11 protein-coding genes are annotated in these 12057 nt (G+C 72.2%); 2 read left to right on the forward strand and 9 right to left on the reverse strand.

The window, feature by feature from the left end:
* Window positions 1–417: 417 nt before the first annotated feature.
* The 3 genes from dnaG to dusB all read right to left on the reverse strand — a co-directional run bounded on the left by dnaG (window position 418) and on the right by dusB (window position 4926).
* Entirely contained in the window at window positions 418–2331 is a 1914-nt protein-coding gene (gene dnaG / locus ABH929_RS09290; RefSeq protein WP_404560966.1) for a DNA primase, read from the reverse strand.
* A 112-nt stretch (window positions 2332–2443) separates the two neighbouring features.
* The gene (locus ABH929_RS09295) at window positions 2444–3775 is read right to left on the reverse strand and encodes a deoxyguanosinetriphosphate triphosphohydrolase (protein WP_404560967.1); all 1332 of its coding nucleotides are present in this window, start codon (window positions 3773–3775) and stop codon (window positions 2444–2446) included.
* Window positions 3772–4926: a tRNA dihydrouridine synthase DusB gene (gene dusB, locus ABH929_RS09300; RefSeq protein WP_404560968.1), complete on the reverse strand. Its 1155-nt coding sequence runs from the start codon at window positions 4924–4926 to the stop codon at window positions 3772–3774. The genes ABH929_RS09295 and dusB overlap by 4 nt, the downstream gene beginning before the upstream one ends.
* Before the next feature lie 47 nt (window positions 4927–4973).
* Between dusB and ABH929_RS09305 the strand changes: the two genes are divergently transcribed.
* Window positions 4974–5459, forward strand: a complete 486-nt coding sequence (locus ABH929_RS09305; protein WP_404560969.1) for an aminoacyl-tRNA deacylase — start codon at window positions 4974–4976, stop codon at window positions 5457–5459.
* 119 nt (window positions 5460–5578) lie between these two features.
* Here the strand turns inward: ABH929_RS09305 and ABH929_RS09310 are convergent, their stop codons facing one another.
* The 4 genes from ABH929_RS09310 to ABH929_RS09325 all read right to left on the reverse strand — a co-directional run bounded on the left by ABH929_RS09310 (window position 5579) and on the right by ABH929_RS09325 (window position 9152).
* Window positions 5579–5788, reverse strand: a complete 210-nt coding sequence (locus ABH929_RS09310) for a hypothetical protein (RefSeq protein ID WP_263091549.1) — start codon at window positions 5786–5788, stop codon at window positions 5579–5581.
* On the reverse strand, window positions 5785–6519 hold the full coding sequence (locus ABH929_RS09315) for a DsbA family protein (RefSeq protein WP_159572977.1): 735 nt from the start codon (window positions 6517–6519) through the stop codon (window positions 5785–5787). Before ABH929_RS09315 ends, ABH929_RS09310 begins: the two co-directional genes overlap by 4 nt.
* 84 nt (window positions 6520–6603) lie before the next feature.
* Window positions 6604–7989 (reverse strand): glycine--tRNA ligase, encoded by a 1386-nt coding sequence (locus ABH929_RS09320; RefSeq protein ID WP_111085729.1) that lies wholly within the window; start codon window positions 7987–7989, stop codon window positions 6604–6606.
* A 107-nt stretch (window positions 7990–8096) separates the two neighbouring features.
* Window positions 8097–9152, reverse strand: coding sequence for an aminotransferase class V-fold PLP-dependent enzyme (locus ABH929_RS09325; RefSeq protein ID WP_404560970.1), 1056 nt, complete (start codon window positions 9150–9152; stop codon window positions 8097–8099).
* A gap of 70 nt (window positions 9153–9222) precedes the next feature.
* On the opposite strand from ABH929_RS09325, the gene ABH929_RS09330 reads away from it, so the two are divergent.
* Window positions 9223–10224 carry a LysR family transcriptional regulator gene (locus tag ABH929_RS09330; protein WP_404560971.1) on the forward strand — a complete coding sequence of 334 codons (1002 nt, stop codon included), beginning with the start codon at window positions 9223–9225 and terminating at the stop codon, window positions 10222–10224.
* A gap of 8 nt (window positions 10225–10232) precedes the next feature.
* Here the strand turns inward: ABH929_RS09330 and ABH929_RS09335 are convergent, their stop codons facing one another.
* A complete protein-coding gene (locus ABH929_RS09335; protein ID WP_123292559.1) occupies window positions 10233–11030 on the reverse strand; it encodes an isoprenyl transferase in 798 nt (265 codons plus the stop codon).
* Window positions 11027–11875 carry a DNA repair protein RecO gene (gene recO, locus ABH929_RS09340; RefSeq protein WP_404560972.1) on the reverse strand — a complete coding sequence of 283 codons (849 nt, stop codon included), beginning with the start codon at window positions 11873–11875 and terminating at the stop codon, window positions 11027–11029. Before recO ends, ABH929_RS09335 begins: the two co-directional genes overlap by 4 nt.
* Between the last annotated feature and the right edge of the window lie 182 nt (window positions 11876–12057).

Genomic DNA, 12057 nt, shown 5'->3' on the forward strand with positions numbered 1-12057 from the left:
CGGGAGCGATTTGTTTACACCGCTGTAATGCAAGCACCCGTCGCGTGATGCATCATCCGTGCGCATCGACCCGGCGCGCCGCACACGAATGTTGCGCGCTGCAACCTGGGTGGTCGCCCCCGCCAACCGGTCACGACACACCGCCCGTCCCTCCCCGAGCGGTCACGTCCCGTCGGCCGAACCCCGGCCAGTCGACGACTTGCGACCACTCGACGCCCAACACGCGGCACGTCCGGCCTGGAGGCTCGCCCCGCGTCGGCCCCGTCCCTCGCGCCCGCCGACCGGTCACGACACACCGCCCGTCCCTCCCCGAGCGGTCACGTCCCGTCGGCCGAACCCCGGCCAGCCGACGCCTTGCGACCACTCGACGCCCAACACGGCCGCGCGCCAGGCGCCCGGCACTCGGGCGGCGAGGGGCTAGGACGCCTCGGCGTCGGCGCGGAGCCGCATGCGCTGCGCGTCGATGTCCACGAGCTGCCGCTGGATCTCGGCGCGCCGCTCGGCCTGCTCGTGCGGGTCCGCACGCTGCAGTTGTCCGAGCAACGAGGCCTTGCGGGCGAGCAGGTCGCGCTCGACCAGGGCGACGACGATGCTCCGGCAGTACGCGGCGAGGTCCTCGGCGTTGCGCGCGGGGATCGGTGCCAAGGCCAGCTCGTGCGTCAGGGTGCGCAACGGGGTCGGCACGTCGGCGAGCAACCGGTCGAGCCAGTCCCCCGCCCCGATGACGTCGACGTTGGCGACCACGGCGTCCCGCACGACGGCGAGCATCGGCGCCGAGAACGTGGCGGAGGCGGCGAGCCCGAGCAGCGGCGCTCCGACCGAGGTCGGCTGCTGCACCATCGCCATGACGGCGTCGCGCTCCATGCGGCTGATCGGGTCGTTCGGCAGCGAGCGGATCCCGGCGACGGGCTCCTCGACCACACCGGCCCCGTCGGTGGCGTGACCGGCGCGACCGTCGCGCCCCGGGCCTCCTGACCGATCGTCCGTCGACCCCGCACGCCGACGCGCGGTCTCGACCGATCGACGGACCTCGGGCATGTCCATTCCGAGCCAGCCGGCGAGCTCGCGGACGTACCCCTGCGTGAGCGAGCGGTCGCGGATGCCGGCGAGCACGGGCGCGGCGGCGCGGAGGGCACTGACGCGGCCCTCGACCGTCTCGAGGTCGTGGCCCTCCAACGTGCGGCGGATCATGAACTCGAACATCGGGCGCTTGTTCGTGATCAGACGGCGGATGGCGTCGTCGCCGCGGGCGAGCCGGAGGTCGCACGGGTCGAGGCCACCGGGGGCCACGGCGACGAAGGTCTGCGCCGCGAACCGCTGTTCCTCGGCGAAGGCGCGGGATGCGGCACGCTGCCCGGCCTCGTCCGGGTCGAAGGTGAAGACGACCTCGCCGTTGGCGTTCGGGTCGGCGCCGGCCAGGTCACCGAGCATCGGGCGGAGCACCTTGATGTGGTCGACGCCGAACGAGGTGCCGCACGTGGCGACCGCGGTGGTGATGCCGGCGACGTGGCAGGCCATGACGTCGGTGTAGCCCTCGACGATCACGACCTGCTTCTGCTTCGAGATGTCGCGGCGGGCCAGGTCGAGCCCGTAGAGCACCTGGCTCTTGTGGTAGATCGGGGTCTCGGGCGTGTTGAGGTACTTCGGCCCCTTGTCGTCCTCGAGCAGGCGACGGGCACCGAACCCGATCGTCGCCCCGGTGACGTCGCGGATCGGCCACATGAGGCGCCCGCGGAACCGGTCGTACGGCGATCGGTCGCCCTGGCTGACGAGCCCGGCCGAGGTGAGTTCCTCGAGCGTGAAGCCCCGACCGCGCAGGTGGTCCTTGAGCATGTCGTACGACTTCGGGGCGAAGCCGACGCCGAAGTGCTGCGCCGCCGAGGGGTCGAACCCGCGTTCCCCCAGGAACCGCCGTGCGGGGTCGGCCGCGGCGGTGGTGAGCTGCGCCGTGTAGAACTCGAGCGCGGCTTCGTTGGCGGCGATCAGCCGGGCGCGGGTGTTGTAGTCGGTGCGCGGCCCGTCGCCCTCTTCGTAGTGCAGGGTGAAGCCGATCTTCGCGGCCATGCGCTCGACGGCCTCGGCGAAGGTGGTGTGGTCCTGCGCCATGATGAAGCTGAAGACGTCGCCGTCCTCGCCGCACCCGAAGCAGTGGTACCGGCCGACCTGGGGCCGGACGTGGAACGACGGAGACCGTTCGTCGTGGAAGGGGCAGAGCCCCTTCATCGAGCCGACGCCCGCGTTCTTCAGCGTGACGTAGTCGCCGACGACGTCGGCGATGTTGACACGCGAGCGGACCTCGTCGATGTCGTTCCGCGCGATCCTGCCAGCCACCCTCTGATCCTAGTTCGTGGGACCGACCTCGGCCGACCGCGGACCCGAGACGTGGACGAGCCACCGAGGCCGACCGCGGCCCCGCGACGTGGACGAACCGCCGAGGCCCCGCTCACACCGGTATGTGGACGGCTTCCCGCTCGCCGACGACCAACCGACGGTGCCAGGCGATCGCCCCTTGGTCCGTCAGGCTCGCGACCTGGTCGACCACGGCGCGGAGCCGCCCGTCGTCGTCGGACGCCGCACGCCAGTCGGCCGCGAAGCCCGGCTCGAGGTCCGACGCACCCGACGCCGCCAGGGCGTCGAGCAGCTCGGTCAGGATCCGACGCTGGTCTTCGTACACGGGCTGCCGGTCGCCCTGCGTCATCACGAACGCCGCCACGATGCCCTTGAGGACCGCGATCTCGCCGATGATCTCGGGCGGTGTCACCGCGGACGCCGCGAACCGGACCAGGGACCCGGAGGCGTAGGACTCGCGGGTCGCGGCCGTCGCCGTCCGCGCGAAGCGGCCGATCAGCTGCGAGGTCAGGTTCTTCAGGTGTGCCGCGTCGCGCCGGGACCCGTCGTACGAGGTCATCCAGAGCGGCAGGGCACGGAGGCGGTCGAACGCCTCGAGCAGTTCCTCACGACTCAGGTCGTCGCCCACCCACGCGTGCATCGCGGTGACGATGTCGTTCTCGCCGACCCGGTCGCCGAGCGCCGCGACGTCGATGAACCCGGCGACGACGGCGTCCTCGAAGTCGTGCACCGAGTACGCGATGTCGTCGGACAGGTCCATGACCTGCGCCTCGATGCACCGCTGCCGCCGGGGCGCCCCGGCACGGAGCCACTCGAAGGCGTCGTGGTCGTCGTCGTAGAAGCCGAACTTGGTCCGACCCGATGACGATTCGGAGACGCCCTGCGCAGCCGGCCACGGGTACTTGCAGCTGGCGTCGAGCGACGCGCGCGTCAGGTTGAGCCCGAAGGGACGCTCGACGCCAGCGCCAGCCCCCGCGCCAGCCCCGGCAGCGGCGCCCGACCCCGGACGGAGCCCGTACACCTTCGGCTCGAGCCGGGTGAGCAGCCGGAGCGTCTGCGCGTTGCCCTCGAACCCGCCGATGCCGGCGGCCCAGGCGTTGACGGCGGTCTCACCGTTGTGGCCGAAGGGCGGGTGGCCGATGTCGTGCGCCAGGCACGCGGTGTCCACCACGTCGGGGTCGAGGCCCAGCGAGTCCGCGAGCTCGCGACCGACCTGCGCCACCTCGAGCGAGTGGGTCAGGCGGTTGCGGGCGAAGTCGAGACCGGTCGTCGGGCTGAGCACCTGGGTCTTGGCGGCGAGGCGGCGCAGCGCGCTGGAGTGCAGCAACCGGGCGCGGTCACGGGCGAAGTCCGATCGGCGGTTGCCGTGCTCTTCGGGGAGCCAGCGCTCGGCGTCGGCCGGGCCGTACGAGGCGGTGGCGCTCATCCGCCGCTGTGGTGCAGCTCGGCGGCGGCGAGGACCTTGCGGAACTCGCTGTCGACGTCGCGGGACTCGAGCCAGCGGTCGGGCAGGGCGGTGCGCTTCGGGTTGCCGGAGCGACCACGGGGGCCCTCGGCGCCCTCGCCCGGGTACGGTGCGTCGCGGTCGAGCTGGCCGAGCAGGTCGTCGATCTCCTGCAGGCTCGACGCCAGCGCGAGACCGGACCGCACGTCGCTGCCGATCGGGTACCCCTTGAAGTACCAGGCCACGTGCTTGCGGGCGTCGCGGCAGCCGTGGTCTTCGGACCCGAAGAACTCGACGAGCAGTTCGACGTGCCGTCGGAACCCGTCGGCCACCTCGCCCAGGGTCGGCATGTAGCGGATCCCTTCGCCGCGGAACGCCGCAGCCAGGTCGCCGAACAGCCACGGCCGCCCGAGGCACCCGCGCCCGACGACGACGCCGTCCGCGCCGGTCTCGTCGATCATGCGGAGTGCGTCGGCTGCCGACCAGATGTCCCCGTTGCCGAGGATCGGGATGTCCGTGACGGCTTCCTTCAGCGTCGCGATCGCCGACCAGTCGGCGTGCCCGGAGTAGTGCTCGTTCGCGGTGCGCGCGTGCAGCGAAACGGCTGCGACGCCGGCGTCCCGCGCGATGCGTGCGGCGTCGAGGTAGGTCAGGTGGTCTTCGTCGATGCCCTTGCGCATCTTCACGGTGACCGGCACGTTCCCCGCGGCGCGCACGGTCTTCGTGACGAGTTCGCGGAACAGCTCGGTCTTCCACGGCAGGGCCGCCCCGCCGCCCTTGCGGGTGACCTTGGGCACCGGGCAGCCGAAGTTCAGGTCGATGTGGTCGGCACGGTCCTCGCCCACCAGGATCGAAGCTGCCTCGGCCACGGTGTTCGGCTCGACGCCGTACAGCTGGATCGACCGCGGGGTCTCGGACTCGTGGTGCTGGATGAGCTGCATCGACACGGGGGTGCGTTCGACCAGTGCGCGCGAGGTGATCATCTCGCAGACGTAGAGACCGGCGCCGTACTCGCGGCAGAGCCGGCGGTACGCCATGTTCGTGATGCCCGCCATGGGCGCGAGCACGACCGGCACGTCGACCTCGATCGGGCCGATGCGCAGAGGCCGTGCTGGGGCTTGTGTGATCGTCATACCTGATCCATCCTCCCACGTCGGTGCGCGGCGGTAGCGTTCTCCACATGACGATCGACGCCAGCACCCGGTTCGACACCGACGCAGCGGCCCGCGGCCTGACGGTCGAGGTCGTCGAACGCCCCGCCGCGGACTCCCTGCAGCAGGCCGCCGAACTGCTCGGCATCGATCCCGGCGACATCGTCAAGACGCTCGTCGTGAAGCGCCACGACGGCGGCTTCCTGCTCGCGCTCGTGCCGGGCGGACGGAGCATCGCGTGGAAGAAGCTCCGCACCGTCGTCGGGGTGAACAAGCTCTCGATGCCCGACGCGCAGGCCGCGCTCCAGGCGTCGGGCTACGAACGCGGCACCATCACGCCGGTCGGAGCGACCGGCGACCTGCCCGTCTACGCCGACCAACGCATCGTCGGTCGACGGGTCGCCCTCGGCGCGGGCCGGCACGGCGCGAGCGCCTTCGTCGACGCCGACGACCTCGTCGCCGCGTACGGCGCGACGGTCGCCGACATCACCGACGAGGAACCGCAGCGCGACTGAACGGTCCGGCGACCGACGGATCGCGCCCCCGCACAGCCGTGGCGCCCCGCAGAGTCGGGGCGCGACGACAGCACGGGGGCGCGACGGCACCAGCGCGCAGCGCGCGACCGACGCAGCCGTCAGTCCGGCACCTCGGTCCAGTCGCCCTCGGCACCGGCGAACGACCCGGCGTCGATCAGGCACGAATCACCGTCGCAGACCGGCGCACCGCCGGGCGTGACCAGCGTGAGCAGGCCGGGGCGCGCCTCCAGACCGGAGATCGCGTCCGGGACCGACGTGGCGGACGGGAGGCCCGCCCCACCCCCGACGGTGACCGTCGCGCCCGTCATCGGGTCGCCGCCACGTCGGCGCTCGCGTCGTCCGCAGCGCGTTCGGTCGCCGAGGCGACCTCGTCCGGAGTCGTCCCGCGCAGCGCGACGACCTGCGTCAGCACCTGCTCGAACGCTGCCGGGTCCTGCGCACCGGAGACGCCGTACTTGCCGTCGATGACGAAGAAGGGGACGCCGTTGATGCCGAAGGCCTGCGCCTGGGCCTGGTCGGCGCGGACGGCTGCGAGCTGCGAGTCGTCGCGGAGCGTCGCGAGGACCTCGTCGCGGTCGAGCCCGATCTCGGCGGCCAGGTCGGCCAGCGTCGCGTCGTCGCCGACGTGCTCGCCGCGCTCGAAGTAGGCGGTGAACAGGCGTTCGACCATGTCGAGCTGCTTGCCGTGCTGCTTGGCGAGGTGGATGACCTGGTGCGCCTTCACGGTGTTCGTGTGGTGCATGGCCTCGAAGTCGTAGTCCAGCCCGACCGAGGCCGCGATGCCGGTGACCTGGTCGAGCATCTGCTGCGCCTGCTCGACGGGCATGCCCTTGTGCTCCGACAGGAACTCCGCTTCGGTGCCCTCGAAGTCGACGGGGGTGTCCGGGCTGAGCTCGAAGGAGTGGTACTCGACCTCGACGGGTCGGCCGTCCGCCGAGGCGCCGAACGCGGCGACGCCGGCCTCGAACTTGCGCTTGCCGATGTAGCACCAGGGGCAGGCGATGTCCGACCAGACATCGACCTTCACGGAGTCGTTCATGCTGATCCCAACGCGGGCGCTGCGCGCGCATTCCCGCAGAACCTGGTTCCGGCGATTGCGACGCCCGCGACGCCCGCGAGGTCCCTACGCGCCGAGCAGCCGCTGCGCCAGGTAGCCCTGCAGCTGGTCGAGGGCGACCCGCTCCTGCGCCATGGTGTCGCGCTCGCGCACGGTCACGGCCTTGTCCTCGAGCGTGTCGAAGTCGACCGTGATGCAGAACGGCGTACCGATCTCGTCGTGGCGACGGTAGCGACGGCCGATCGCACCGGCGTCGTCGAAGTCCACGTTCCAGTTCTTGCGCAGGTCGTCGGCCAGGCCGCGGGCGACCGGCGAGAGCTGCTCGTTGCGCGACAGCGGCAGCACCGCGGCCTTGACGGGCGCCAGACGCGGGTCGAGCCGCAGCACGGTGCGCTTGTCGACGCCGCCCTTCGCGTTCGGCGCTTCGTCCTCGTGGTACGAGTCGAGCAGGAACGCCATGAGCGCACGGGTCAGGCCGAAGGACGGCTCGATGACGTACGGCACGTACTTCTCGTTGGCCGCCTGGTCGAAGAAGCGCAGGTCCTGGCCGGACGACTCGATGTGGTTGTTGAGGTCGAAGTCGGTGCGGTTCGCGACGCCCATGAGCTCGCCCCACTCCGATCCGGTGAACCCGAAGCGGTACTCGATGTCGGCGGTGGCGTCGGAGTAGTGCGCCCGCTCGCCGTCCGGCACGTCGAAGCGGCGCAGGTTCTCCGGGTCGATGCCGAGGTCGGTGTAGAACGCGACCGAGTCGGCGATCCACTGCTCGTAGTGCTCGCCCGCCTCGGCCGGCGGCACGAAGTACTCGATCTCCATCTGCTCGAACTCGCGGGTGCGGAAGATGAAGTTGCCGGGCGTGATCTCGTTGCGGAACGCCTTGCCGACCTGGCCGATGCCGAACGGGGGCTTCATGCGGCTGGTCGTCACGACCTGCGCGAAGTCGACGAAGATGCCCTGCGCGGTCTCGGGGCGCAGGAAGTTCAGGCCCTCTTCGGACTCGACCGGGCCGAGGTACGTCTTGAGCATCCCGGAGAACTCGCGGGGCTCGGTCCACTCACCGCGGGTGCCGCAGTTCGGGCAGGCGATCTCGGCCATGCGGCCCTCGGGGTCGCGGCCCTTCTTGGCGACGAACGCCTCGATCAGGTGGTCCTCGCGGAACCGGTGGTGGCAGTGCAGGCACTCCACGAGCGGGTCGGTGAAGGTCGCGACGTGCCCGGAGGCCTCCCACACCTTGCGGGGCAGGATGACGGCGGAGTCGAGGCCGACCATGTCGCCGCGGCCGCGGACGAACCGCTGCCACCACTGGCGCTTGATGTTCTCCTTGAGCTCCACACCGAGGGGCCCGTAGTCCCACGCGGAGCGGGAGCCTCCGTAGATCTCACCCGACTGGAAGACGAAGCCGCGGCGCTTGGCCAGGGCGATGACGCTGTCGAGACGGGAGGGCTGTGCCAAAGGGTGCTCCAGAGGTCGCCGAGCTGGGTGCTCGGTGCGGAAACGGTCCGGGCAAGACTACCGGCGTTCGTGGCCCGGGAGGCCCGCCCTGCGTCCGCCGTGCGCCCTCACGATCGCGACGCGGCGGGTGCGACCCCGACCAGCACGTCCGCCACGTCGGTCACGTCCACCTCGTCGTTCCACAGGTGGAACGCGATCCGGAGTCGCCCGGCACGCCCCGACGCGGTGATCCCGGCGGCGGTGAGTGCCCGGAGGGCCGACCCGTCGGCGTCCGCGAACGTCACGATCGCCTGCCCGTCGCCCTGCCGAGGCGACCCGAGAGCGTCGCACAGCCGGTCCGCGAGACCGGTGGCGTGCCTCCAGACCGCCTGCTGGTCGAGCGCGACCGCGTGCTCGAGCGCGGCCACGGCGCCGGGCCACGCCTGCCAGGCCGGCGAGACGTCGAAGCGACGGGCGTCGTCGGCCAGACGCATGTCGGGGCCGTAGCAGGACGACCAGACGTCCGCGCCGGCGTACCAGCCGGCCTGGACCGGGCGGAGCCGACCGAGGGCGGTGTCGGAGAGCGTCATGAAGGCGACCCCCCGCGGCGCGCAGAGCCACTTGTAGGCGTGTGTGAGCGTCACGTCGAACAGTGCGGCGTCGACGGGCAGGACACCGGCTGCCTGCGTGAGGTCGCAGAGGGTGAGGGCACCGACCCGCCGAGCGGCGGCGACCACCGGGTGGGGGTCCGTGACGGCGCCGGTGGCGGACTGCACGGCGGACCACGCGACGAGGGCGGTCTCGGACCCGACGGACGTGGCGAGCCGGTCGAGCGGGACGTGCCGGACGCGGACGCCACGGTGCGCCTGGGCGAGGAACGGGAAGACGACCGAGCTGAAGTCGCCGTCGGGGACGACCACCTCGGCACCGGCCGGCAGGGCGTCTGCGACGACCGCGGCCATCACCGAGGTCTGCGAGCCGGTCGCCACGTGGGTCACCGGCACCCCGACGAGGCCGGCGAACAACGCGCGGCCCTCCTCGACCAACGCTCCGTAGTGGGCCGGCGAGGTCTCGGCGCGGGACCACGCGTCGAGGTCGGCCCGCTGTGCGGCGAGCGTGGCCCGGGTCGGCAGACCGGCGGTGCACGCCGCGAGGTAACCACGGCCAGCGGGGAAGGAGTCCATGCGGACAGCGTCCCGGCTCGTGCCCCATCACACCAGGCCGGGTTCGTTGTACAGCCGATAACATCGTGTGATGGACGACATCGATCCCCAGCTGCTCCGGGTCCTCCGCGCCGTGGCCGACGGCGGCTCGATCACCCGCGCCGCCGCAGCACTCGGGTCGAGCCAACCCGCGGTGAGCCAGTTGCTCGCCCGGGCCGAACGACGACTCGGGCACACCCTGGTGCTGCGGTCCGGGCAGGAGGGTCGCGGCGGGCGCGGCGCCACCCTGACGGACGCCGGCCGGGTGCTCGCGGACCACGCCCTGCACGTGCAGGCCGCACTGACCGCCGCGCGCGAGGACCTCGACGCCGTCGGCGGCCTGACCCGTGGCCGAGTGCGCCTCGCCGGGTTCCCGAGCGCGTCCTCGGCCCTCGTGCCCGCGGTGCTCGCCCGGCTGGCCTCGACGGCTCCGGGCGTGACGACGTCGTACATCGAGGTCGAACCGCCCGAGGCGCTCGACCTGCTGCGGAGCGGGGAGGTCGACGTCGCCCTGACCTTCACCTACGTCGGCGACGAGGTCGGGTCCGCCCCGGACCCCGGGCTCGTCACGCGGGCACTCGGGCGGGATCCGCTCGCCCTGGTGACACCGTCCGGAGGCCCGGGCGGCGTCCGCACCGTGAGCGCCCGTGCAGTGGGCGCCGGTGACACGGGCTCCAGTGCCGGCTCCCGCGCCGTGGACCTCGCGTCGCACCGCGATGCCCGGTGGATCGGCGGCTGCCCCAGGTGTCGCGGCCACCTGCTCGCCTCGTGCGCGACCGCCGGGTTCACCCCGGACATCGTGCTCGAGACCGACAACGCGGCTGCGGTGGTGGGACTCGTCGCCGCCGGACTCGGCGTGGCCCTGCTCCCCCGGCTGGCGCTCGCGACGACGGTGATCCCCGCCGAGGTCCGGGTCGACCCCGTGGACGACGACCTGGCCCGACGGGTCGAGGTCGTCGTCGCCCGAGGGGCCGACCGCGTCCCGAGTGTCCGTGCGGCCCTGGACGCGGTGCGGTCGGCGGCACACCTGCTCGACGGGCCGCTGCCCGGCTGATGGTCCCGCTACGCCGTCGGGGCGTCGACCGCGCCGCCGTAGCGACGGTCGCGGCGTGCGTACTCCTCGATCGCGCCCCACAGGTCGGTGCGCCGGAAGTCCGGCCACAGGCGGTCCAGGAACACCATCTCGGCGTACGCCGACTGCCACAGCAGGAAGTTGCTCGTGCGCTGCTCCCCAGAACTCCGCAGGAACAGGTCGACGTCGGGCATCTCGGGCACGTAGAGCCGCTTCGCCAGGGCCTTCTCGGTGACCTGGCTCGGCTTCAGGCGTCCGGCGGCGACCTCCTCCGCCATCCCCCGCACGGCGTCGACGATCTCGTTCCGGCCGCCGTAGTTGACGCACATCGTCAGGGTGAGCACGTCGTTGCCCGCGGTCATCTGCTCGGCACGGTCGAGCTCGTCGATGACGCTCCGCCACAGCCGAGGACGGCGTCCGGCCCACCGCACCTTGACGCCCCACTCGTTCAGTTGGTCGCGCCGACGACGGATCACGTCGCGGTTGAAGCCCATCAGGAACCGGACCTCTTCGGGCGAACGCTTCCAGTTCTCGGTCGAGAACGCGTACGCCGAGATGTGCTTGACACCGATCTGGATCCCGCCGGCGACGACGTCGAGCAGCGAGGCCTCGCCCGCCTTGTGCCCTTCGATCCGGGTGAGCCCGCGGCCGTTGGCCCACCGGCCGTTGCCGTCCATCACGATCGCCACGTGGTCCGGCACGAACCGGGCCGGGATCGCCGGAGGCGTCTCACCGGTCCAGTCGATCGGGCGGAACGGCTCGGCGTCGTCGGGGCGGCGGGGGCTCATGCGGTGGGGGTTCCTTCGACAGCGGGATCGGGCTCGGGGACGGCTGGTGCGGGGGTCGAGGCCACCGCGCGTGCCGTCGCCTCGGGTCCGTCGTGGGTCAGCGGCACGGGCAGCGGGTGCTCGGAGCGGTCGACGTGCGGCAGGGACCGGAGCGATCGTTCCAGGTGCCACTGGGCGTAGGCCGCGACCACGCCGGAGGCCCGTGACCGGGTCCGCTCGTCGGTGGCGTCGACGCTCGCCCAGTCGCCGGCGAGCAGCGAACCGAGCACGCCGAGGGTCGCCGGGTCGAGCCGCGGCGTGCCGGGAGGCGCAGCCCGGTCGGCGACGACCCCGCCCAGCTGCACCACGAACGCGGAGTGCGGCCCGGGCTCCCCCGTGACCGCACAGTCGCTGAACGAGGGCGCCCACCCCGCGATGCTCATCGCACGGAGCAGGTAGGAGTCGAGCGTGGCGCTGGACTGGTGCTCACCGCGCGACAGCGACCGCAGCGCGCCGACGAGCAACAGGTACTGCTGCAGTCCGGCGTCGGCCTCGCTCAGGCGGTCGGCGGTCTCGACCATCGCGCTGGCGGCCGTGTACGCGCCGTAGTCGGCGACGATCTGCGCCCCGTAGGCCCCGAGCGACTCGGCCTGCGTGACGATGTCAAGCGAGCGGCCCTCGTAGAACTGGGCATCGACGACCATGAACGGCTCGAGGCGGCTGCCGAACTTCGACGCCGTCCGGCGCACGCCCTTGGCCACCGCACGGATCTTGCCGTGCTGCCGCGAGAGCATGGTGACGATGCGGTCGGCTTCCCCGAGCTTGTGGGTGCGCAACACGACGCACTCGTCCCGGTACAGCGGCATGCCCCCAGTATCCCCCGCCCCGCCGACACCGCGGCCTGCGCGCGCTGCGCGCGCTGCGCGCGCTGCGCGCGCAGGTGTACCGAGCGGAATCGGGCGTACCTGGTCGGAAGAAACGACCAGGTACGCCCGATTCGACTTGCCATCGCGCGTGACGGGGGAAAGACCGGGCGCAGACGGGAGGC

The organism is Curtobacterium sp. AB7 (genome assembly GCF_044909335.1).
Taxonomy (GTDB): Bacteria; Actinomycetota; Actinomycetes; order Actinomycetales; family Microbacteriaceae; genus Curtobacterium.

Excerpts from the sequence above, each read along its gene's own strand:
- ABH929_RS09295 (WP_404560967.1), bottom strand. The coding sequence starts at position 3,775 with ATGAGCGCCACCGCCTCGTACGGCCCGGCCGACGCCGAGCGCTGGCTC.
- dusB (WP_404560968.1), bottom strand. The coding sequence starts at position 4,926 with ATGACGATCACACAAGCCCCAGCACGGCCTCTGCGCATCGGCCCGATC.
- ABH929_RS09305 (WP_404560969.1), top strand. The coding sequence starts at position 4,974 with ATGACGATCGACGCCAGCACCCGGTTCGACACCGACGCAGCGGCCCGC.
- ABH929_RS09310 (WP_263091549.1), bottom strand. The coding sequence starts at position 5,788 with ATGACGGGCGCGACGGTCACCGTCGGGGGTGGGGCGGGCCTCCCGTCC.
- ABH929_RS09315 (WP_159572977.1), bottom strand. The coding sequence starts at position 6,519 with ATGAACGACTCCGTGAAGGTCGATGTCTGGTCGGACATCGCCTGCCCC.
- ABH929_RS09325 (WP_404560970.1), bottom strand. The coding sequence starts at position 9,152 with ATGGACTCCTTCCCCGCTGGCCGTGGTTACCTCGCGGCGTGCACCGCC.
- ABH929_RS09330 (WP_404560971.1), top strand. The coding sequence starts at position 9,223 with ATGGACGACATCGATCCCCAGCTGCTCCGGGTCCTCCGCGCCGTGGCC.
- ABH929_RS09335 (WP_123292559.1), bottom strand. The coding sequence starts at position 11,030 with ATGAGCCCCCGCCGCCCCGACGACGCCGAGCCGTTCCGCCCGATCGAC.
- recO (WP_404560972.1), bottom strand. The coding sequence starts at position 11,875 with ATGCCGCTGTACCGGGACGAGTGCGTCGTGTTGCGCACCCACAAGCTC.